Genomic DNA, 20,374 nt, shown 5'->3' with positions numbered 1-20,374 from the left:
GTGCCATGGACATTCACTGCGGGTCAAGGCTGAACGCCGCGACCACCGCGGCGTGATCGCTCGGCGACACCCCTCGGTGGAAGTACTCGATGACCTCGGCGACTCGTGGCCGCACGGGTCCCCGGAAATAGATCCAGTCGATCGCCTTCGGCGGTGATGCGACTGGAGACTTGGTGGTGCCGACCGTCTCCGCGAAGCCGCTGGGGATCACCGGATGGGTGGGCGGGCAGTGCCGTCCCAATGCGCTGAAGGCGTCGAGATATCCGCCGTTGCCGAAGGTCCAGAGCGGGACGCCGATGTCGTTGATGTCGACCGCGAACAGCACCGGCTCGTCCTCACCGGCGATCTTGGCCAGCTCTTCAATGACCCGCAACGCCTGCGGAACGCGCTGATTCACCCCGGATGCCAGCTCTATCGGGGTACCCGCGTAGGACAGGTGGGCGGTGGACATCAGCAGTGTGCCGCCGCCGTCGGCGCGACGGAGCCTGACCCAGAACAACCGGGCGTCCGCGTCGAGAATCCCGACGTCCTCGGCGCCGTGGCCGACCCGGGCGAACAGATCGCTTCGCCACCAGATGTTCGACTGCCGCTGCCAGCCGGGGAAACCGTCGTCGACCCTCTCGTGATCGGGCATCGCCGCATCCAGCACGTCGCGCGACCACGGGCGGAGCTCCTGGGTCGCCAACAGATCGGGTGGCCGGGCGCAATACAGCCGGCCGAGGGCGGCGCTGCGTTCCTGCGCCCAGGTGTCGCCCCACAGGTTGTGCGTCTGGACGACGACGGTGGTCATCGGAGCTCCGCAGCGTCGGCGGTGCCGGCGGGCGCGACGGTGTGGTTGTACCGCAACAACTCCCGGGCTCCGCCGGGTTTGATCCTGATGGACGTGACGGAGCAGTTGTCGGGTGCGGAGAATGCGGTGTGACCGGGCGACGGCAGACCGAGGGCGGCCGCTGCGGCCACCCGGATCGGCCCGCCGTGGCTGACGGCGACCATGGCCCGATCCCCGTCACCGTCGGGCAGCCGCCCGACCGCGCGGGCCAGCGCCGCGGCGACCCGGCTGCGTGTCTGGGCGAAGGTCTCGCCTCCGCCACGCGGCAGGTCGACACCGTCCTCGACCGCGGCGACCGTGTCCGGGTGCTCGGCGGCGATCTCGCCGAAGGTGCGGCCGGACCAGTCACCGACGCTGATCTCTCGCAGTGCCCGGTCGGTGACCACCCTGGCGCCGATCCGGGCAGCGTAGGGCCGGCAGGTGTCCATTGCCCGCGGCAGGTCGCTGGAGATCACCAGGTCGGGTGCGGGCACCAGGTCGGCGAGTGCCTCGCCGAGAGCCGCGGCCTGGCGGACGCCGTCATCCGTCAGCCCGGAATCGGTCTGGCCCTGGTAGCGGCCCTCGACGTTCCACCGCGATTCGGCGTGGCGGACAAGATGAATCGTGACGGTGCCGCTCATGTCGGGGACTCCAGCCAGGGCCGGACCACCGGGACTGCGGCGAGCAACGCTCGGGTGTATGCGTCCCGCGGGTCGGCGAAGATCTGCCGCACCGCGCCCTCCTCCACCACCTCACCCTTGTTGAGCACCAACACCCTGTCGCTGAGGTGCTCGATCACCGACAGGTCGTGCGAGATGAACAGGTAGGACAGGCCGAACTCGTCCTGTAGGTCGGCCAGCAGGTTGAGCACCTGCGCCTGGACCGACACATCGAGGGCGCTGACGGCCTCGTCACAAATGATCAGCTTCGGCCGCAGAGCGAGCGCGCGGGCGATGCAGATCCGTTGCCGCTGACCGCCGGAGAACTGATGCGGGTAGCGGTCGCTGTAGTCCGGGTTGAGCCCGACCCGCTCCATCAGCTGCTTCGCCTCGTCCGTCCAGTGCGCGCGCGGCAGCTGCCCGCGATGCACTCGCCAGCACTCGGCGATCTGGTCGCGCACCGTCAGCCGGGGGTTCAGCGAGGCGTACGGGTCCTGAAAGACCATCTGCATGTCCCGGCGGACGGCCTTGAGCTGCTGCGGGCCGTACCGGGTGATGTCGCGGCCCTCGAACTCGATCGAGCCGGCGGTGGCCGCGACGAGTCCGATCACGGCGCGGGCGATCGTCGACTTGCCGGACCCGGACTCCCCCACCAGGCCGACGGTCTCACCCGGCCCGACGTCGAAGGTGACGTCGCTGACGGCGACGATCTCCCCGACCCGGCGCAACATCACGGAGGACCGGATCGGATAGGCGACCCGCAGGTGCTGGACCCGAAGTACCGGGGACGGTGCCGGTCCGGCCGGCCGGTCAGTCATGGGCGAGCACCTCCTCCGACCGGAAGCAGGCGGCGACGTGGGTCGGCTCCCAGCCGTCCGGTCGTCGCAGCTGCGGTATCTCGTCACGACACCTGTCGATCGCGTGCGGACAGCGCGGGTGGAATGCGCAGCCGGTCGGCAGCGCGAGCAGGTTCGGCGGGCCGCCGGGGATCGGCGTAAGTCGTTCTCCGATGACCGTCGTCGACGGAATCGATTCGAGCAGCCCCCGGGTGTAGGGGTGGGCGGGATGGTCGTAGACCTCCCTGATCGTGCCGGCCTCGACGATGCGGCCGGCGTACATGATCGCGGCCCGCTTGGCGACGTCGGCGACCACGCCGAGGTCGTGGCTGATGAGGATCATCCCCATGCCGGTCTCGGCCTGCAGGTTGGCCAGCAGCTTCATCACCTGTGACTGCACGGTCACGTCGAGGGCGGTGGTCGGCTCGTCCGCGATGAGCAGTTTCGGTTCCAACGCAATGGCCATCGCGATCATGATGCGTTGCCGCTGGCCACCGGAGAACTGGTGCGGATAGTCACGGATGCGCCGCTCGGCGTCCGGGATGCCGACCCGGTCGAGCAGCTCAAGGGCCTTGGCCAGCGCCTGTCGCTTGTCGATGCCCAGGCGCCGCCGGAACGGCTCGGCGATCTGCCAGCCGACCCGGAACACCGGGTTGAGCGAGCTCAGCGGGTCCTGGAAGATCATCGCGATCTCGGTGCCGCACAGGCGTCGGACGTCCTTGGCCGGGAGCGTGACCAGATCGCGGTCTGCGTAGCGAATGCTGCCGCCGACAATGGAGCCGGCCGGCCTGGGTAGCAGCGCCATGATCGCCTGGGCGGTGACCGACTTGCCGGAGCCCGATTCGCCCAGGATGGCGATGGTCTCGCCCCGCCGGACGTCGAAGCTGACCCCGTCGAGCGCCCGCACCACTCCGGCGGAGGTGGAGAACTCCACCTGCAGGTTCTGCACGCTCAACAGCGGCGCGTCCGGTGGCACCGACTTCTCCAGGGCGACCGGCGTCGACTGGCTCATCAGGCGCTCCGCAGCCGCGGGTCGAACCGGTCGCGCAGGGCGTCGCCGAGGATACCGGTGGCCAGTACCAGGATGGCCAGGGCGATCCCGGGCAGGGTGGAGATCCACCAGGCCGTCGTCAGGTAGGCGGTGCCGGCCTGGATCGAGCTGCCCAGGCTGGGGACGCCGAGCGGAACGCCGACACCGAGGAAGGACAACGCCGCCTCGGCGAGGATCACGTGGCCGAACTCCACCGTTGCGACGACCAGGATCGGCGCCAGACAGCCCGGCAGTTGGGTCCGGAACATCAGGTGCAGATGGCCGGCGCCGAGCGTCCGGGCCGCATCGACGTACTCCCGGTTCTTCAGCGCCAATACCTGACTGCGGGTGACCCGGGCGAAGACGACCCAGCTGGCGATGGACAGCACGATGATGATGTTCGTCAGACCCTGGCCGAGCACCGACGCCAGCAGGATCGCCAACAGGATGGACGGGAAGGCCAACTGGATGTCGGCGATCCGCATCAGGGCCATGTCGATCCAGCCTCCGAAGTGACCGGACAGCAGGCCGACGAGGACACCGAAGACACCGGCGAACAGCAGGGTGAGCGCACCGACGGTGAGTGACACCCTGGCACCCATCATCATCTGGGCGAACATGTCCTGCCCGACCTGGTCGGTACCGAAGATCGCCGTCTTCCCATCTGCCACCGTCGTCCCGGGCGGCTTGAGGCGGTACAGCAGCTCGGTGTGCAGCGGGTCGAAGTGATACAGGATCGGGACCAGGATCGCCCCGACGACGTAGAGCGCCACGATGATCAGCGGGATGACGATCCGCAGCCGGACCCCCCGTCGCGCCCTGCGGGCACGGCGCATCGTGCGCGCGGCCGCGCCGGCCCGTGCCGCAGTCGTCACGACAGCCTCACCCTCGGGTCGAGGTACCCGTACAGCAGATCGATGATCAGATTGACCAGCACGAACGCCACGGCGATCACCAGCACGCAGGCCTGCACGACCGCGTAGTCACGGACCTGGATCGAGGTGACCAGCAGCCGGCCGATGCCGGGGAACGAGAACACCGTCTCGGTGATCACCGCACCACCGAGCAGGGTGCCGAACTCCAGCCCGACGATGGTGATGATCGGGATGGTCGCGTTCCTGATCGCGTGCGGGAAGATCACCGTTCGCTCCGGCAGGCCTTTGGACCGGGCGGTGACGATATAGCCCTCGCCCATCACTTCGAGCAGGCCGCTGCGGGTCATCCGGACCAGGATCGCGATGAACGGCAAGGCCAGCGTGATCGTCGGGAGCACCAGACTCGCCGGCGAGTCCAGGCCGGCGCTCGGCAGCCAGTTCAGCTTCCGCGAGAACACCAGCATGAGCACGATGCCGACCCAGAAACCCGGGAGTGACTGGGTCAACAGCGACAGGGTGGTGACAGCGCGGTCGCTGAATCGGTTGACCCGCAACGCGGCCAGCAGGCCGAGGGGGAAACTCACGATCACCGCGAAGACGCAGGCCAGCACCGCCAGCAGCACGGTGTTCGGCAGTACCTGACCGATGAGCTGCGTCACCGGGACGTTCTGCGTGTAGGAGTTGCCGAAGTTGCCCGTCACCGCCTTGCCCAGATACCCCAGGTACTGCAGCAGCAACGGCCGGTCGAGGCCCATCTCCGCCCGCAGTGCGGCGATCTGCTCGGGCGTCGCGGTCTCACCGGCGATCAGCACGGCCGGATCGGCGGGCACCAGGCGCACGACGATGAACACGACGGTGACGGCGCCCCACAGTACGAACACGGCCAGCAACAGGCGTCGTGCGACGTAGCCGAGCACCCCGCACCTCCGCTGGATGTCGTGGTTGCCGTCGCCGTCGCATGAGATCTCCGTCGACCCGCAACATTATCGTTCATGCACACTGTCGCATTGATGGTCATATGTCAACAGATCGATGTGCCTTTCACAGCAAGCACTTCCTCGTTGGATCGCAAGGTGCTGTCAATTGCGCGGCGCCTCTGGACGGCGATCTTCGGTAACGCTAATGTGAGCGCGACGATGCCGACGGCGGCAGCGCGCAACCCACTCCTAGGAGCAGCGGTGACCACCACCGACATCAGCGGGTTGGCCGACGCACTGCGCGGTGCGCTGCGCAGCAGCGACGGCCGGCTGTCGAAGTTCAACCCCCTGCGGCGGATCCTCACGTTCGACGACTTCAACGACGGCCTGCACGGCTGGGTCGAACTGGGCGGCAACTACAACGGCCGAGGCGACCTCGAGTCGTTGGACCGACACTTTCGGGACATGCGACCCCCGCAGTTGTCCAACGCGAATTTCTTCGACGTCGGCACGCACGGTGCGATGTCCGGCACCTACTCGATGAAGCTCGCGACCCGGGCACACCGCGGGCACAGCGCCACCGGCATCCGGCGGCTGACGATGAGCGGTCGCGGCCTGCTGCAGATCGAGGCGTACCTGGCCTGGAAGACCGAGGCGAACCTCTCCGGCACCGAACAGGAGAGCAATTCCTTCGGGGACATCACCTGGGACGCGAACTCGCATCCGTCGGAGGCACAGTTCGGATCGTTCACCGTGGCCACGGACCTGTGCACCGAGGGCGTCAGGTACCACAACGTCATGCGTTTCGTGAACGCCGATGCCGACGGACACCTGATCCAGAAGTGGGCCTATCCGGTTGTTCCTGAACCCACCCCGCACGAGCGGCACGAGGGGGTGCACGACTACGAGTACGGCGCCGACTTCACCGCCCCCGACCCGAACGACTGGCGGTACCTGTCCGACGACCGCGTCGAGACCTGCTACAACGAAGTGCCGACCAAGATCAACTGGCACTATCTGCGGTTCTTGATCGACACCAGCACCCGCTCCAACGTCGAGCTGCAGTTCAACAATGACGTGATGGATCTGCGGGGCGTGCCCGTTCCGCCGTACGCCGACAAGTACGAGTCGCTGGAGAACCTGCTGAACTTCTACTTCTCCGCGAGGACCGTCAGCGGTGTGCGCAACTTCCTGTTCCTGGATTCCGTCGTGATCTCGGCGGGGTGGTGATCATGGCGATGCGACAATCGCAAAGTGCGGTCATCGAGCGCGGGGTCGACCTCGATACCGTCCATTCGACCGATCCGTTCGAAGTGGCCTGGGCCGGCGAGGCCAGGTGGTTCGTCCAGTTCCTGCGGCCCGCCCCTGGCTGCCGGGTCTCGATCCAGGTGCAGATCTCGCCCGACGGCATCAGCTGGATCGACCACGAGTCCGTGGCCGCGCGCGAGACCGAGGCGGTCGGAATGGTCTCGATCCCCGTGGCGCAGTTCGGGCACTGGCTGCGACTGACGACCAGCAAGGTGGCGGGCGAGAGTTCTCCGTCGCTCCGCATCTACCTTGAGCTCAAGGAGTGACATCGAAGCGGATCGGTCGAACGGTAGGAGCGCGTCGTGCAGGAAGTCGGTAGCAATCCGCACCGAACGACCCTCAAGGATGTCGCACAGGTCGTCGGGCTGTCGGTGAACACCGTCTCCCGTGCCCTCAACGAGAGGCCGGGAGTCGGTGAGGCAACCAGGCAGCGGATCAAGGCGGAGGCCGAGCGGATCGGCTACGTGCCGAACATCCACGCCCGATCGCTGGTCCTCGGTTCACGCCAGACCATCGCGATGATCGTCACCAACCTGTTCAATCCGTTCTTCGCGGAGTTGGTCAGTGAGGCGGAGTCACGCGCGATCGAAGCCGGATACACGCTGCTGTTGCTGCTGTCCGAGGAATCCGAGGACCGAGAGGTGGCTGCGGTCGCCGCGGCACTGCGTTCCGGGGTCGACGGCATCCTCGCGGTTCCGGTCAGCAACGACTCGCACGCGTACGACGGGCTGACCCGGGCCGGTCTGCCACTGGTGCTGGTGAGCAGGAACATCGCCCATCTGAACGCGGATCTCTACGCCAACGACAACGTGTCGGGAATGCGGATGACGACGCACGCAGTGCTCGATCGCGGGGCGACCGACGTCGTCCTCATCGAAGAGGATCTGCAGATCTCGACGGTGCGCGACCGGATCGCCGGGTTCCGGCTGGCGCTTCAGGACCGCGGCGTCCCGTTCGACAGCCGCAACATCGTGCTGATCCCGACCCGCCGGTCGGCGAGCGTCGCGCTGCCGTGGTTGCCGTGGCAGGCGGAGGACGCCCATCGGGTCGCCACCGACCTGTTCGAGCGGGGCCGCCGCCCCCATGCCTTCGTGCTCGGCAACGACCACTTCGCGCTCGGCCTCTACGCCGCGCTGCGGGCGCAGGGTCTGCGGGTCCCCATCGATGTCATGGTGATCGGCTGGGGCGACCAGCCGTTCGCCCGCTACCTCGATCCCCCGCTGTCGACGGTGGCGCTGCCGGCCCGGCAGGTCGCCGCGCATGCGATGAAGCGACTGCTGCACAAGGTCTCCGGTAGTCAGGAACCGCCGGAGACCTTGTGCATCGAACCTGAACTGATCGTCCGAGGCTCGCTGCCACGCGAGCTCGTTCTCGCCACCGGAGGCCAGACGCCGTGACCAACTATGCCGCAGTGATGCCGACCCTTGGCACCATCGAGATCTCGGACGTCGGCGACCCGACGCCTGGACCGCGGGACGCCGTGGTGAAGATGGAGGCCGTCGGCGTCTGCGGATCGGACACCGCGTACTTCACCGTCGGCTACGTCGGCGACTACCTGGTGAACGGGCCGATCATCCTCGGCCACGAGTGCGCCGGGGTCGTCGTCGAGGTGGGCACGGGCGTCACCGGCGTCCGGGTCGGTGACCGGGTGGCGATCGAGCCCGGCCGGCCGTGCCGGGACTGCCGGGAATGCATGGCCGGCCGCTACCACCTGTGTCCCGACCTGATCTTCTTCGCCACCCCGCCGTACGACGGATCGCTTCAGCAGTACATGGCCGTCGACGAACGTCAGCTGTTCGTCCTTCCGGACACCATGTCGTTCGAGGACGGTGCGCTGTGCGAGCCACTGTCGGTGGGCATCTGGGCGTGCCACCGCGCCGGACTGCAGCCGGGCGACAGCGTGCTGGTGACCGGAGCCGGCCCGGTCGGCATCATGGCCGCGCAGGCGGCCAGGGCGTTCGGCGCCGCTGACGTCACGATCACCGATACCTCCGACTGGCGCATCGATTTCGCCGCTCGGCTCGGCTTCACGGCGGCGCGGGCGGGCGAGTCCGAGCGCAACGACTTCGACGTGTTGCTGGAGTGCTCGGGGGCACCGACGGCGCTGGCCGACGGTGTGTGGCGGCTGCGGCCGAACGGCCGGGCGGCCATGGTCGGCATGCCCAAGCAGGACGTCACGCTGGCACTGTCCCGGCTCAACGTGAACGAGCTGACCATCGGCCTGGTCAACCGGTACGGGCACACCTGGCCGACCGCGATCTCGCTGATCGCCGGTGGCCGGGTGGATGTGTCCACGATGGTGACCCAGCGGTTCCGGCTCGATCAGACCGTCGAGGCGCTGCTGAATGCCAGCCAGGAGCCCGCCTCGATGAAGGCGATGATCGCGCCGCAGCAGGTCACCGGCTGAAGCGAGCGATAGCGGCCACGGTCAGCGACCACCGGGGCTGCGCTCACCCTCACCGGACACCACGGGCCCCGCCCGCGCCCGGCCCTGCGCCGATCCGACGGCCGGCAGCAGTTGGTTCCGCACCACGACCACCACCAGCACATCGCTGCCGGACAGCTCGCAGGACAGCACCGAGCCACCGTTCGCGGCCGCGATCGCGCCCGCCCGCTGGCAGGCGGAGCCGGTCCCGGACTGGACCGCGGTCGCGCCGGCCAGCGCGGCCAGGTCGGCGGCGCCCTCGGCGCGATGCCGGGCGATCACGGCACCGCCGATCTGCAGCGCGATGATCAGCAACGCCAGCAGCGCCGCGCCACCGATCGCGGTGAGCACCGTGGCGTAGCCGCCGTCAGCGGCTTTCCGGCCACGCAGATCACCCATCGCCGGCGCCCTCCTCGCTGGCCGCGACCGCAGTGGCGCTCACCCTGATGCCCGGCAACAGCCCACCGACCCCGCTCGCCGAAACCGTTGCCGTCACGGTGTTCCCGTCGACGCTGACGGACAGCGCGGCGCCGGCCGGGGCAATCGACCCGACTGCGGCGGCCGCCCGGTCCTGATCGCCACGGGCCGCCAACCTGGCCGCTTCCCTGGCCGCATCGACACACCGGATCTGGGCGATCGCGCACCCGATCCCGGACAGGCACAGCGCCAGCAGCACCACCAGGACGGACAGCGCGACGGCTGCCTCGATGGTGACGGAGCCGCGTTCGCCGGACCGCCGGGACCGGGCGGGCATCACACGATGCCCAGTGCGCGGGTGATCAGCGACGTCAGCCCGGCGACGATCGAATCGCCGGTGACGATCCGGTAGAGCACCGCTGCCAACGCGGCGGCGACCAGCGTGCCGACGGCGTACTCGACCGTCGTCATCCCGCGGTCGTCGTGTCCGATCCGGCTCCACAGCAGTCGCCCGAAGGCGATTGCCCGATGCCGTATCCGCGACTGGATGTCTTGTCCCACAGGCCTTCCCCCTTTCTGATTGTCGGCACCGCCGGCGGCGGTACCTGGTGCCGATCAGCCTGCCGGGGACGATCGGTCCGGCGCCGCGACTGCGGCCCGTTCTGTGGACCGATGACGACGGGTGGACAACTTTCCGGGCGTCGGACACCGACGAGCACCGGGAATCACCACAGGTGCAGGGTGTCGAGCAGTCCGACAACGGCCGGGGCGAGCCCGAGGCACAGGAACGCCGGCAGGAAGCACGCGCCCAACGGTGCGGTCATCAGCACGCCGGCCCGACCGGCTGCGGTCGCAGCGGCGTCGGAGTTCTGCCGCCGCAACTGATCCGCCTGTTCGGTGAAGGCCGCCGCCAACGCGGTGCCGCCGGCCGCCGATCGGCAGGCGGCGGCCGCCACCGATGCCAACTCGGCCAGCTCGGCGGCCGGTCGCCAGGCGGCCTGCGGATCGGCGCCGACCATCAGCATGGCGGCCACCTCGTCCAGCACCTCGATCGGCGTGCGCCAAGGACCCGGCGGTGACGACGCCGCCGGGCCGGTGGCGCCGACCGCGACCAGCGCCGAGCCGATCGGCAGTCCCGACCGCAGGCAGGCCGCCACCAGGTCCAGTCGGCCGGCCAGTGCCCGCCGTTGCGCGGACAGCTGGGCGGCACTGGGGCGGTTCGCCCGGCGGGCGAGATACACGGCCAGCGGGACAGCACCGAGCACGCCGCACCACCACCACCGCGGAGCCAGCAGTGCGATCGCCACCGGCAGCCCGATGGCGGCCGCCCAGCGGCGGATGCCGGTGACCAGCCGCGCGCCCGGGCCCGATCGGCCCGGGCCGGCGGCCGTCGGCCCGGCACCGTGGCCGGGTCCCGCGACACCCACGCCGCTCGCCCCGATGAACCCTGGAAGCGGACCCGACGGCCAGATCAGCAGTGCCGAGCCGATCGCGAACAGCGCCGGGGCGACGACGGCGGACGCCGTCACGGGCGCACGATCCTGGCCGACCAGAGCAATCCGGCGCAGGCCAGCGCGACCCCGGCCGGCAGCAGCAGCCCGCCGGGTGCTGGACCCAACAGCACCTGCAACGGCCGCGCGCCCATCCCCGACCCGAGCAGCAGGCCGAACGCCGGCAACGCGGCCAGCACGTAGCCGGAGAACCGCGGCCCGGCCACCTGCGCGGACCGGTCGCCGGCGGCCCTGACCCGGTCGGCCAGGTCGCCGGCGATCGCATCGACCAGCGCGGCCCACGGCACCCCGTGCCGGGCCGACAGCACCAGGCCGGCCCGAAGCTGCTCAGCCACCTCACCGGCCGGTCCGGATCTGGCCGGTAACGCACGGTCGAGACCGAGCCTGCCGGCGGCCGCCAGATCGGACATCAATTCGCCCGCCGGGCCGCCGATCGCGGCAGCGGTCGCCGCGGCGGCCGCCGGCGGCGGCGCGCCGCTGCGCAGCTCGCGGCCGAGCATCCGGACCGCTGCCAGCAGGCCGCTCCAGGCCCGCTCCCGGCGGCGCTCGGCCCGTTGGTCCCGCACCAGCCGAACCGCAGTGCCGACGGCAATGGCGGCTGCCGCCGCCGGCAGCGGCCCGGCGAACAACCAACCGAGCGCGCCGGCACCGACGGCCGTCAATACAGCGCTCGGCAGGATCGGCGTCCAGCCGGCACCCGGCCGGCCGGCCGGGCCGCGGCCAGCGAGGCGGCCCGGCGGTGACGGCCGACCGGTGCCCGACTCCGGCCACAGTGCGACAGCAGCGGCCGCCAACAGCAGCGCCGCCGCCACCGCCGGCCGTTCCGGCCAGCCGGACCCGGCACCGGCACCGGGGATCACCACGGCGGTGCCACCCCGCGGGACAGCAAGAGTTCCCGCAGGTGGGAGGCTCCCGGCTCGACCGGCAGCCCCTCCAGCACCGCGGGGTCCGGCTGGACCTGCCCGTCCTGCCGCCGCCGCAGCACCCCGACCTCGACGAGCCGACGCACGCCGTCGTCCCGACGCAGGTGCAGCACCACCGCTATCGCTCCGGCCAGTTGGGAATGCAGGGCCTCCCGCGGCACCCCGCCGGTCGCCGCGAGCGCCTCCATCCGGGCGGGAACGTCGCGCACCGTATTGGCGTGAACGGTGCCGGCCCCTCCGTCGTGGCCGGTGTTCAGCGCGGTCAGCAGATCGATCACCTCCGCGCCGCGGACCTCACCGACGACGATCCGGTCCGGGCACATCCGCAGGGCCTGCCGGACCAGCTCGCGCAGGTCGACCGCACCGGCGCCCTCGACGTTCGGTGGCCTGGCCACCAGCCGGACCAGATGCGGGTGCGGCGGACGCAGTTCTTCGGCATCCTCAACCGTGACGATCCGCTCGCCGGGCGGCACCTTGGCCAGCATCGCCGACAGCAGCGTGGTCTTCCCGGAACCGGTGCCGCCGGAGATCAGGAAGGCCAACCGGGCCTCGATGATCGCTCGCAGCAACGGTTCGCAGATTCCGGGGAGGGCGCCGCCGGCGGCCAGTTGGTCGAGGTCGTGGCGGACCGGTCGGAGCACCCGCAGCGACAGGCAACTGCCGGACGAGGCGACCGGCGCCAACACCGCGTGCAGTCGGGTGCCGTCGGCGAGCCGGGCGTCCACGTAGGGATGGGCCTCGTCCAGCCGGCGATCGACCGAGGTGGCCAGCCGCCGGGCCAGCCGTTGGACCGCTGCCTCGTCGGCGAATCGCACATCCGCCCGCTGCCAACCGTTACCGCGGTCGACGCGAACGTCATCCGGGCCGTTCACCACCACGTCGGTGGTGTCCGGGTCGGCCAGCAGCGGGGCCAACGGGCCGGCCCCGACCAGCTCCCGTTGCAGCAGGTGCAGCAGCCGCAGCATCTCGGCGTCGCTGACCAGCCCGGCCTGCTCGCCGCGGACCGCCCTGGCCAACGATGCGGGGGTCGGCTCAGCACGTTCGTCGGCCAGCCGCGCCTGCACCCGCTCCACCAGGCCGGCCGGGAGCCCGTCGACCGTCTTCGTGCCGATCGCGTTCAGCTCGGCGGTGCTCATACGGTCACCGGCTCGACCGCAGCCAACACCGCGGCCGCAGCCCGACCGAGCGGCGACTTCGGATCGGTGCCGGGTGGCCGGCCGTGCTCCAGGTCCTGCAACAGCCTGGCCTGTGGCCGCACCCGCGCCAGCAACGGCAGCTGCAGCGCCTGGGCGATGTCGTCGGCGCCGATCCCGCCCGGCGATGGGCCACGGACCACCACCCCCGCCCAGGCGCCGAACGACCGCAGCCGCTCCACCTGACGCTGGGCCGCGAAGCACCCACGGACGTCGGCCGGCACCACCAGCACGATCAGGTCGGCGATCTCGATGATCCGGTCGGACGCCGCGGTCGGCACCCGAGGCAGGTCGAGAACCGTCAGGTCGCCCGCGCGCCGGGCGGAGTCGATCACCACCTCGGCGACCGCGGCCGGTACCTCCCGATCGGCAGCGCGGTCGAACCCCAGCACCGGCAGCTGGCCGCGGGACAGGGCGAGCCCGGGCAGTGCCCGGCGCAGCAACTCCGGCGACAATCGGCCGGCCGGCGCCGCCAGGTCGGACCAGCGGACGCCCTCGGCATCCTCGACACCGAGCACCACGTCCAGTCCGGCCCCCCACCGGTCGCAGTCGGCCAGCAGGACCTGCCGGCCGACCCGGTGAGCGGCCACCGCCACAGCGGTGGCGAACACCGAGGCACCGGCGCCGCCGCAGGCACCGAGCACCGCGATCGCCCGGCCACCGCTGCCCGGTTCGGCGATGGCCCCGCCGAGGGTCTCGACCAGGAACTCCTCGGCCTCGACCACCGACACGGTGCGCTGGACGCCGAGCAACACACAGTCCCGCCACAGATCCGCGGCGGGTTCCGCCTGCGTCACCGCGATCACGCCATCCCGGCGTGGCAGCCCGGCGGCCACCGCTGCGGGCACCTGGGCGATGTCGATGACGATCACCGGGGCGGCCCGCCATTGCGACCGGTCCACCGTGGCGCAGGTCAGCACCTCTACGCCCGCGGCGGCCGCCAGTCGGAGCAGGTCCTCGGCCATCTGCCGGTCGTCGGTGATGATCAACGGTTCGTTCATTCCTGGTGCCCCCTCGCCGGTTCCCGCGTCGGCGCGGGATCGGACACCAGTCGACCCGGCAAGGCCGACGCCGTCGAGGTCGTCGATCGACTGTTGTGGACCGGTGGGTGTCTGTGGACAACGGCGAGCACGAAACCCGGTACCGCGATGCCCTGCGGCGACGGCCGCGGCATCGATCGGAACCGGGACGTACGGCGCCCCGTCAGAAGGACATCGGTATCGTCCGGCGCCGCCGGGATCGCTCCGCCCAGGACCGATCCGCGCCGGAACGGCGCGGAATCGATCGGGGAATAGGGGCGGCCCCCGCCGGGGGGAGGCGGGGGCCGCGGGGTTCAGTTCCGGGGGGTTGAACTGAACCGGGTGGTCGGTTTCGGGGGGGGTGAAACCGACCTGTCCACTGTAACCCGGGTCCCCGTCAAACGTCACGCCCCGCGGAGGATAAAAGTCTGGCGGAAATCGAGGGCCGGCACGTCGACCACGGATTGTTCCGGTCCTGATTGGGCTTTCCGGGTGACGATCACCGTGTGCGCGCCACCGTTCGTGCAATTCCCTGAGCGCCGTTCCGTGACGTCGCCGACCCGGCCGACCGACCCTGCGGCGAAACCCGGCCGCGGGTTATTGCCAACAGTGGGGAGCAGGGGTAACACTGACGGTACGGAGCCCCGATCGGCCAGGGACGGAGTGGAAGAGAAATTCCGCCCACCCCGACACGGAGAGTCCGGCGGGAACCAACGGCACCCACTCACCGCCAACGCCGCGGAAGGTGCGCCGTCAAGGCCTGCGGGGAATGACCCCGCGACCTGCAACGACGACGAAACTCGGTGCAGCTTGCTAGCCGTGGGACTTTCCGCTGACGGCGCCCGATCGGCAACGATCGGGCGCCGTCTTCCATCTCCGCCGGGTCCGTCGGCGGGTCCGGGCGACAGATCCCGGTTCCCGCCGCCCGGTCCGTCAGCCCGTTCCGGGCGCTCGTCGCGACACGCCGAAGGGCCGTCGGCCCGGACGGATCGCCGGCCCGACCCCGGGCCGTCAGGGCGCCAACAGGCGATGTCCCGGAGCAACCAATCCGAACTCCGATAATTCACTCTTTCGGAGGGCTCCGCATCGGCGGGCGGGCCGACGGTCACCGGCCGTGAGCGGACGCCGTGGCCACCGCACCCGTCAGCCGGCCGATCAGTCGGCGGCGGCGGCGGCGATCGAGCCGCCCTCGCGGGCTCCCGCGCTCAACCACTCGCAGTTGGCGACGACCCAGTCGGCAACCCCCGCCGGCGACCCATCGGCATAGCCGTCGGCCAACTCGCGATAGCGGCCGCCGGCCCGTAGTTCCGCGACCTCGGGAACCCCGAGCCCGTGCGGATCCAGGCCGGTCGTGACAGCGACCAACCGGCCGGCCGCCCTGGCGACCACGCCGTCGGCGGTGCCGAAGGGCGCGCCGGCCAGCACCTCACCGTGCGCGAGCGCCACCACGATCGGCGCCGGAGCGCCGTCGGCGGCGATCAGCCCGGCCAGCGCGGCGAGCCGGTCCGCCGCTCGCACCGGCCTGCCGAGCGTCTCCGGGTCGGTCACCAGGTCGGCGGCGGCCAGCGTGTGTAACCGGGCCAGCACCTGCAGCGGCGAGCGCTGCCATACGGCGGTGGCCGATCCGAGCGCGGCGGCCACCCGCAGGGCGCCGGCCAGCACCGGGTCGGTGACCGACTGCTGCTGCTCCGTCAGCGTCGGGTCTCCGCCGTCCAATGCCGCCGAGGCCCGCGCCGCCCGCACCGACGCCGCGGCCGACGTCTTCGGCCAGCCCCGCCGGTTCGCCGGATGACGATGCAGCGCGGCGAGCGCCGATCGCGCATTCTCGACGGCGTCGGCGACCCCCGGCAGGGCGAGGAGTTCGGCCGCGCCGGCGGCCCGTTGGTTCACCGACATGCCGTCACCGTATCGATCCCGGCACCCGGACCCGCCGTGGCCGGGCAATGCCGACGGGGTTAGTTTCGTAACACGCCAACGCCCGGCCGTCCGCCGGTGTGTGCGAACCCGCCCGATGCCGTGCTCCCAGGGAGAAGACCGTGGCCGACAATCCAGCCAACAGCGAGACCCTCGACAACCTGCTCAGCGAGAACCGCACGTTCCCGCCGTCAGCAGAGCTGGCCGCGAACGCGAACGTCAAGCAGGAGGCCTACGCCCGCGCCGAGGCAGATCCCGAGGCCTACTGGGCCGAGCAGGCGAACCGGCTGGACTGGGCGACACCGTTCACCCAGGTGCTCGACTGGTCGGATGCCCCGCACGCCAAGTGGTTCGCCGACGGCAAGCTGAACGTCGCGGTCAACTGCGTCGACCGCCATGTTGACGCCGGCCACGGCGACCAGGTGGCATTCCACTGGGAGGGCGAGCCTGGCGACAGCAGGTCGGTGACTTATGCGCAGCTCAAGGACGAGGTGTGCAAGGCGGCCAATGCCTTGGTCTCGCTCGGGCTGCAGACCGGGGACCGGGTGGCCATCTACCTGCCGATGATCCCGGAGGCGATCGTCGCCATGCTCGCCTGCGCCCGGCTCGGCCTGCCGCACTCGGTGGTGTTCGGCGGGTTCTCGGCCGAGGCCCTGCGCTCCCGGGTCGCCGACGCCGAGGCGAAGCTGGTGATCACCGCCGACGGGCAGTTCCGGCGCGGGTCGGCACTGCCGCTGAAGGCCGCCGTCGATGAAGCCGTCGAGGCGTCCGATTCCGTGCAGCACGTGCTGGTGGTCCGGCGTACCGGCATCGACGTCGAGTGGGCCGACAACAACCTCTGGTGGCACGAGCTGGTCGACGGGCAGTCCACCGAGCACGAGGCGGAGGCGTTCGACGCCGAGCACCCACTGTTCATCCTGTACACCTCGGGCACCACCGGTCAGCCCAAGGGCATCCTGCACACCTCCGGCGGCTACCTCACCCAGGCCGCGTACACCCACCACGCGGTGTTCGACCACCAGGCCGGACAGGACGTCTACTGGTGCACCGCCGACATCGGCTGGGTCACCGGGCACACCTACATCGTCTACGGCCCACTGGCCAACCGGGCCACCGAAGTGATCTACGAGGGCACCCCGAACTCGCCGCACGAGGGCCGGCACTGGGAGATCATCGACAAGTACCAGGTGTCGATCTACTACACGGCGCCGACCACCATCCGGACCTTCATGAAGTGGGGCAAGGACATTCCGGCGAAGTACTCGCTGGCCTCGCTGCGGATCCTGGGCAGCGTCGGCGAGCCGATCAACCCGGAAGCATGGATGTGGTACCGGGAGAACATCGGCCACGACAACTGCCCGATCGTCGACACCTGGTGGCAGACCGAGACCGGCGCGATCATGATCTCGCCGCTACCCGGCGTCACCGCCACCAAGCCGGGTTCGGCAATGCAACCGATCCCCGGGATCAGCGCGAAGGTGGTCAACGACGAGGGCGTCCCGGTCGGCAAGGGCCAGGGCGGCTACCTGGTGATCGACAAGCCGTGGCCCTCGATGCTGCGAACGATCTGGGGTGACGACGCCCGGTACGTCGACACCTATTGGTCCCGATTCGCCGCCCAGGGCTACTACTTCGCCGGTGACGGCGCCAAGTACGACGATGACGGCGCCATCTGGCTGCTCGGCCGGGTCGACGACGTGATGAACGTGTCCGGGCACCGGATCTCCACCACCGAGGTCGAGTCGGCGCTGGTCTCGCACCCGTCGGTGGCCGAGGCCGCCGTGGTCGGCGCCAGCGACGCCACCACCGGGCAGGGCATCGTGGCCTTCGTCATCCTGCGGGGTGACGCCGCCCAGGACGCCGCCGAGGCGGACGCCTCGGACCGGGTCACCGAGCTGCGCAACCACGTTGCCAAGGAGATCGGCCCGATCGCCAAGCCCCGGCAGATCATGGTGGTCGCCGAGCTGCCGAAGACCCGCTCCGGCAAGATCATGCGGCGACTGCTGCGGGACGTGGCCGAGAACCGGCCGGTCGGCGATGTGACGACGCTGGCCGACTCGGCGGTGATGGAGCAGATCTCCAGCGGCCTGTCCGCGGGCAGCGAGGACTGACGCGGCGGGTCCGGCCTGGACGGGATCGGGATTGGGATCGGGATTGGGATCGGGATTGGGATGGCAATCCGTGGTTATGGTGCTGCCAAAACCACCGATTGCCATCCCAATCCTGGCGAAGGGGCCGGGCGAAGGCCGCGGGCTCGCCTAACACTTCTTTCAGTTAGAATTGTGAGATGAGGCCCCCGCGACTGTCCGGCAGGCCGCTGCTGACCAACCGGATCGATCGCGAACTGTTCGTCGATCGTGAGGTCGAGTTGCGACGGATCGCCGGCGCTCTGGCCGGCGGGCTGAACTGCGCGATCACCGGCGAGCCCGGAATGGGCCGCACCAGCCTGCTGCACCGTGCTTTGGCCGCCGAAGATGGGCCGACGTTGCTGATCGGCGGCGGCGCCGTCACCGACGCCACCGACCTACTGGACCGGATTATTGCGAAGCTGGCCGACACCGGCAGGCAGCCGACCCCGGTGGCTGCCGATCCCGATCCGGTGCTCGACCGGATCGCCGCCTTGCGGGGTCGGATCGGGCCGGACCGGCCCGTGATCGCGATCGACGACGTTCCGCCCGCCGCGGGGGTCGACCTGTTCGGTCGCTACCGGGACGACCTGTGGACGGTGCCGGCGACCTGGCTGGTGACGGTGTCGTCGGCGCACGCCGGGTTGCTGCTGCGCCCGCCGGCCGACGTGTTCTTCGAGGTGCGGATCGACCTGCCGGCACTGTCGGACGACGGGTCGGAAGCGTTGTTGCGCAGGCGGATCGGTGACGAGTCCGGGTGGGACCCGGAACCGGTGGTCCGGGTGGCGCAAGGCAACCCGCGCCGGCTGATCGCCCTGGCTAGGCAACTTCGTCAGGCGGACCCCGAGCAGCGAACGGCAGCCGCCGATCGGCTCGCCACAAGCGCCGCAACCTTGGCCGGGATGTCGGTCCCGGCCCGGATGCTGGCCGCCGAGTTGGAAGCGGTGGGAAGCGCCTCGGCATCCGATCCCGTCCTGCAGCAACGACTCGGCTGGACCCGGTCGCGGATCGTGCAGGTGCTCAAGGAACTCCAGGCGGCCGGGCTGGTGACCGCCACCGACGAACGGTCCGGCCCCGGCCGCCCGCGCAAGGTCTACCGGCCGACCGATCCGGCATCGTCGGAGGCGTCTGCCAGACTCAGTCGATCATGAGCCAAGACCTGCTGAACCTGCTGCGCGACAACGGTGCGTTCGACCCGGCGCCCCGGCACGCGGAACTCTCGGACATGCACGTCCCGTTCGACACGCTGTCCGGCGCCCGGAACGTCGAGCACGCCCTGCTGGCCGGGCTGCGGGCCGGGAACCGGATCGCCCTGCTGGGGGCCAGCGGCTCGGGCAAGTCCAGCGTCGTCGCCTACACCCTCGGCCCACTGGTCGAGGGGATCTTCCCGATCCCGGTGCCGGTCTATCCCGAGCCGGCGACGGTCGCCGGCAACGGCACCGAGTTCGTCGCGCACCTGGTGCGCACCATCAGCCGGATGCTGCAGGCCACCACCCCGGGGCTGTCCCGTCCGGCGCAGCAGCTCGAGCAGCGGGCGACCGCGGGCGGCACCGGGCAGCGCCGGCATCGGATCAGCGCCGGCTGGCGGTCGGCGGGGCTGGGCCCGGAGCTGGCGTACGAGCTGGAACGGGCCGTCAGCGTGCCCGCGCCGACCGCGGGACAGGTGCTGGACCAGGGCCGGCAGATCCTGGACCTGGTGGCCGCCGACGGATTGGTGCCGATCCTGATCCTGGACGACACCGACCGCTGGCTGGCCGCTACGGCGCCGGAGATCGCCAGGGTCCGCCGCGAGTTCTTCTTCACCGTCCCCCGGCTGCTGGCCGAGGACCTGGGGGCAGCGGCCGTCATCGCCGTCCACCCCGAGTACCTGCAGGATCCCGGATACCAAGCGGCGCAAGGCTTCCTCACCGACGCGATCCAGGTGCCGGCGGTGCCGTCCGCCGCAGCCGTCGGCGCGGTGTTGGCCCGCCGGGTGGAGTTGGCCAGGGCCGCCGAGACCCCGGACGTGGCGGAGGTGTTCACCCCGGACGCGCTCGAGGTGTTGTACGCGCACTACACGGCGTGGCCGTCCAACATCCGCCGCAACATCCTGTTGCCGGCGCACACCGCGCTGTCGCTGGCGCTGGACGATGGCGTCGACCGGATCGACGAGGGCCACATCATGGTCGCCATCACCAGCTGACGAGCTTGGCCAGACGGACGTCGGTGGTCAGCCCGCGGTGCGGACACGCGGACGGTGTATCAACCGCGCACAAGAACCGGCGCAATTCGCGGGTGGTGACGGCGGGGCCTCCACCGGGTTGGCGTGACCGGGTCCTGTGCGTACGACGAGCTCGGATCCTGGCATGGCGTCGTCCCGGGCCTTGCCGATCGCGACGGGCGGCGACGAACTCATCTGGCGGGAGCCGCGATG

General features: G+C 70.6%; 21 protein-coding genes. 7 read left to right on the top strand and 14 right to left on the bottom strand.

What is annotated here, in order from left to right:
• Positions 1-13: 13 nt before the first annotated feature.
• Genes K340_RS0114060 through K340_RS0114035 form a run of 6 tightly spaced genes read right to left on the bottom strand, consistent with a single transcriptional unit; the run spans position 14 to position 5,125 of the window.
• The gene (locus K340_RS0114060) at positions 14-790 is read right to left on the bottom strand and encodes an endonuclease/exonuclease/phosphatase family protein (RefSeq protein WP_029137185.1); all 777 of its coding nucleotides are present in this window, start codon (positions 788-790) and stop codon (positions 14-16) included.
• Complete coding sequence (locus tag K340_RS30075; RefSeq protein ID WP_051266304.1) at positions 787-1,449, bottom strand: histidine phosphatase family protein; 663 nt, start codon at positions 1,447-1,449, stop codon at positions 787-789. The genes K340_RS0114060 and K340_RS30075 overlap by 4 nt, the downstream gene beginning before the upstream one ends.
• Positions 1,446-2,285 carry an ABC transporter ATP-binding protein gene (locus tag K340_RS30070; protein ID WP_051266301.1) on the bottom strand — a complete coding sequence of 280 codons (840 nt, stop codon included), beginning with the start codon at positions 2,283-2,285 and terminating at the stop codon, positions 1,446-1,448. The genes K340_RS30075 and K340_RS30070 overlap by 4 nt, the downstream gene beginning before the upstream one ends.
• Positions 2,278-3,315, bottom strand: coding sequence for an ABC transporter ATP-binding protein (locus K340_RS0114045; RefSeq protein ID WP_037364661.1), 1,038 nt, complete (start codon positions 3,313-3,315; stop codon positions 2,278-2,280). Before K340_RS0114045 ends, K340_RS30070 begins: the two co-directional genes overlap by 8 nt.
• Positions 3,315-4,208: an ABC transporter permease gene (locus K340_RS0114040; protein WP_037364657.1), complete on the bottom strand. Its 894-nt coding sequence runs from the start codon at positions 4,206-4,208 to the stop codon at positions 3,315-3,317. The genes K340_RS0114045 and K340_RS0114040 overlap by 1 nt, the downstream gene beginning before the upstream one ends.
• On the bottom strand, positions 4,205-5,125 hold the full coding sequence (locus K340_RS0114035) for an ABC transporter permease (protein ID WP_029137182.1): 921 nt from the start codon (positions 5,123-5,125) through the stop codon (positions 4,205-4,207). Before K340_RS0114035 ends, K340_RS0114040 begins: the two co-directional genes overlap by 4 nt.
• 261 nt (positions 5,126-5,386) lie before the next feature.
• Here K340_RS0114035 and K340_RS0114030 point away from each other — a divergent pair, with 261 nt between their 5' ends.
• From K340_RS0114030 to K340_RS0114015, 4 genes are read left to right on the top strand one after another with little or no spacing between them, the layout of a single operon-like run.
• Positions 5,387-6,355 carry a DUF6772 family protein gene (locus K340_RS0114030; RefSeq protein ID WP_211229434.1) on the top strand — a complete coding sequence of 323 codons (969 nt, stop codon included), beginning with the start codon at positions 5,387-5,389 and terminating at the stop codon, positions 6,353-6,355.
• A gap of 2 nt (positions 6,356-6,357) precedes the next feature.
• The gene (locus tag K340_RS0114025) at positions 6,358-6,699 is read left to right on the top strand and encodes a DUF6385 domain-containing protein (RefSeq protein ID WP_154674260.1); all 342 of its coding nucleotides are present in this window, start codon (positions 6,358-6,360) and stop codon (positions 6,697-6,699) included.
• A 36-nt stretch (positions 6,700-6,735) separates the two neighbouring features.
• On the top strand, positions 6,736-7,830 hold the full coding sequence (locus K340_RS30065; RefSeq protein WP_051266296.1) for a LacI family DNA-binding transcriptional regulator: 1,095 nt from the start codon (positions 6,736-6,738) through the stop codon (positions 7,828-7,830).
• On the top strand, positions 7,827-8,840 hold the full coding sequence (locus K340_RS0114015; protein WP_029137179.1) for an NAD(P)-dependent alcohol dehydrogenase: 1,014 nt from the start codon (positions 7,827-7,829) through the stop codon (positions 8,838-8,840). The genes K340_RS30065 and K340_RS0114015 overlap by 4 nt, the downstream gene beginning before the upstream one ends.
• A 21-nt stretch (positions 8,841-8,861) precedes the next feature.
• On the opposite strand, the gene K340_RS30060 is transcribed toward K340_RS0114015, so the two are convergent.
• The 8 genes from K340_RS30060 to K340_RS0113975 all read right to left on the bottom strand — a co-directional run bounded on the left by K340_RS30060 (position 8,862) and on the right by K340_RS0113975 (position 15,817).
• Positions 8,862-9,257, bottom strand: a complete 396-nt coding sequence (locus K340_RS30060) for an Rv3654c family TadE-like protein (protein WP_051266294.1) — start codon at positions 9,255-9,257, stop codon at positions 8,862-8,864.
• Positions 9,250-9,612, bottom strand: coding sequence for a TadE family type IV pilus minor pilin (locus tag K340_RS0114005; RefSeq protein ID WP_029137178.1), 363 nt, complete (start codon positions 9,610-9,612; stop codon positions 9,250-9,252). Before K340_RS0114005 ends, K340_RS30060 begins: the two co-directional genes overlap by 8 nt.
• On the bottom strand, positions 9,612-9,812 hold the full coding sequence (locus K340_RS37035) for a DUF4244 domain-containing protein (protein WP_051266350.1): 201 nt from the start codon (positions 9,810-9,812) through the stop codon (positions 9,612-9,614). Before K340_RS37035 ends, K340_RS0114005 begins: the two co-directional genes overlap by 1 nt.
• A 188-nt stretch (positions 9,813-10,000) precedes the next feature.
• A complete protein-coding gene (locus tag K340_RS0113995) occupies positions 10,001-10,804 on the bottom strand; it encodes a type II secretion system F family protein (protein WP_051266292.1) in 804 nt (267 codons plus the stop codon).
• Positions 10,801-11,649 (bottom strand): type II secretion system F family protein, encoded by an 849-nt coding sequence (locus K340_RS36250; protein WP_051266290.1) that lies wholly within the window; start codon positions 11,647-11,649, stop codon positions 10,801-10,803. The genes K340_RS0113995 and K340_RS36250 overlap by 4 nt, the downstream gene beginning before the upstream one ends.
• Entirely contained in the window at positions 11,643-12,845 is a 1,203-nt protein-coding gene (locus K340_RS0113985) for a TadA family conjugal transfer-associated ATPase (protein WP_051266287.1), read from the bottom strand. The genes K340_RS36250 and K340_RS0113985 overlap by 7 nt, the downstream gene beginning before the upstream one ends.
• Positions 12,842-13,903, bottom strand: a complete 1,062-nt coding sequence (ssd, locus tag K340_RS0113980) for a septum site-determining protein Ssd (RefSeq protein ID WP_029137174.1) — start codon at positions 13,901-13,903, stop codon at positions 12,842-12,844. Before ssd ends, K340_RS0113985 begins: the two co-directional genes overlap by 4 nt.
• Before the next feature lie 1,173 nt (positions 13,904-15,076).
• Positions 15,077-15,817, bottom strand: a complete 741-nt coding sequence (locus K340_RS0113975) for a hypothetical protein (RefSeq protein WP_051266284.1) — start codon at positions 15,815-15,817, stop codon at positions 15,077-15,079.
• Between the two features lie 140 nt (positions 15,818-15,957).
• On the opposite strand from K340_RS0113975, the gene acs reads away from it, so the two are divergent.
• From acs to K340_RS0113960, 3 genes are all read left to right on the top strand, one after another.
• Complete coding sequence (acs, locus tag K340_RS0113970) at positions 15,958-17,946, top strand: acetate--CoA ligase (RefSeq protein ID WP_029137172.1); 1,989 nt, start codon at positions 15,958-15,960, stop codon at positions 17,944-17,946.
• Between the two features lie 176 nt (positions 17,947-18,122).
• Entirely contained in the window at positions 18,123-19,112 is a 990-nt protein-coding gene (locus K340_RS0113965) for a helix-turn-helix domain-containing protein (RefSeq protein ID WP_029137171.1), read from the top strand.
• Positions 19,109-20,143 carry a hypothetical protein gene (locus tag K340_RS0113960; RefSeq protein WP_029137170.1) on the top strand — a complete coding sequence of 345 codons (1,035 nt, stop codon included), beginning with the start codon at positions 19,109-19,111 and terminating at the stop codon, positions 20,141-20,143. Before K340_RS0113965 ends, K340_RS0113960 begins: the two co-directional genes overlap by 4 nt.
• Positions 20,144-20,374: the final 231 nt, after the last annotated feature.

This window comes from Nakamurella lactea DSM 19367, from assembly GCF_000426645.1.
GTDB lineage: Bacteria > Actinomycetota > Actinomycetes > Mycobacteriales > Nakamurellaceae > Nakamurella > Nakamurella lactea.
Note: the sequence above shows the minus strand (reverse complement) of the source record. Positions and strands in the feature narration are given on the sequence as shown.

Coding starts and splice junctions, on each gene's coding strand:
- K340_RS0114060 (WP_029137185.1), bottom strand. CDS start 790: ATGACCACCGTCGTCGTCCAGACGCACAACCTGTGGGGCGACACCTGG.
- K340_RS30075 (WP_051266304.1), bottom strand. CDS start 1,449: ATGAGCGGCACCGTCACGATTCATCTTGTCCGCCACGCCGAATCGCGG.
- K340_RS30070 (WP_051266301.1), bottom strand. CDS start 2,285: ATGACTGACCGGCCGGCCGGACCGGCACCGTCCCCGGTACTTCGGGTC.
- K340_RS0114045 (WP_037364661.1), bottom strand. CDS start 3,315: ATGAGCCAGTCGACGCCGGTCGCCCTGGAGAAGTCGGTGCCACCGGAC.
- K340_RS0114025 (WP_154674260.1), top strand. CDS start 6,358: ATGGCGATGCGACAATCGCAAAGTGCGGTCATCGAGCGCGGGGTCGAC.
- K340_RS30060 (WP_051266294.1), bottom strand. CDS start 9,257: ATGGGTGATCTGCGTGGCCGGAAAGCCGCTGACGGCGGCTACGCCACG.
- K340_RS0114005 (WP_029137178.1), bottom strand. CDS start 9,612: ATGCCCGCCCGGTCCCGGCGGTCCGGCGAACGCGGCTCCGTCACCATC.
- K340_RS0113985 (WP_051266287.1), bottom strand. CDS start 12,845: ATGAGCACCGCCGAGCTGAACGCGATCGGCACGAAGACGGTCGACGGG.
- ssd (WP_029137174.1), bottom strand. CDS start 13,903: ATGAACGAACCGTTGATCATCACCGACGACCGGCAGATGGCCGAGGAC.
- K340_RS0113975 (WP_051266284.1), bottom strand. CDS start 15,817: ATGTCGGTGAACCAACGGGCCGCCGGCGCGGCCGAACTCCTCGCCCTG.
- K340_RS0113965 (WP_029137171.1), top strand. CDS start 18,123: ATGAGGCCCCCGCGACTGTCCGGCAGGCCGCTGCTGACCAACCGGATC.
- K340_RS0113960 (WP_029137170.1), top strand. CDS start 19,109: ATGAGCCAAGACCTGCTGAACCTGCTGCGCGACAACGGTGCGTTCGAC.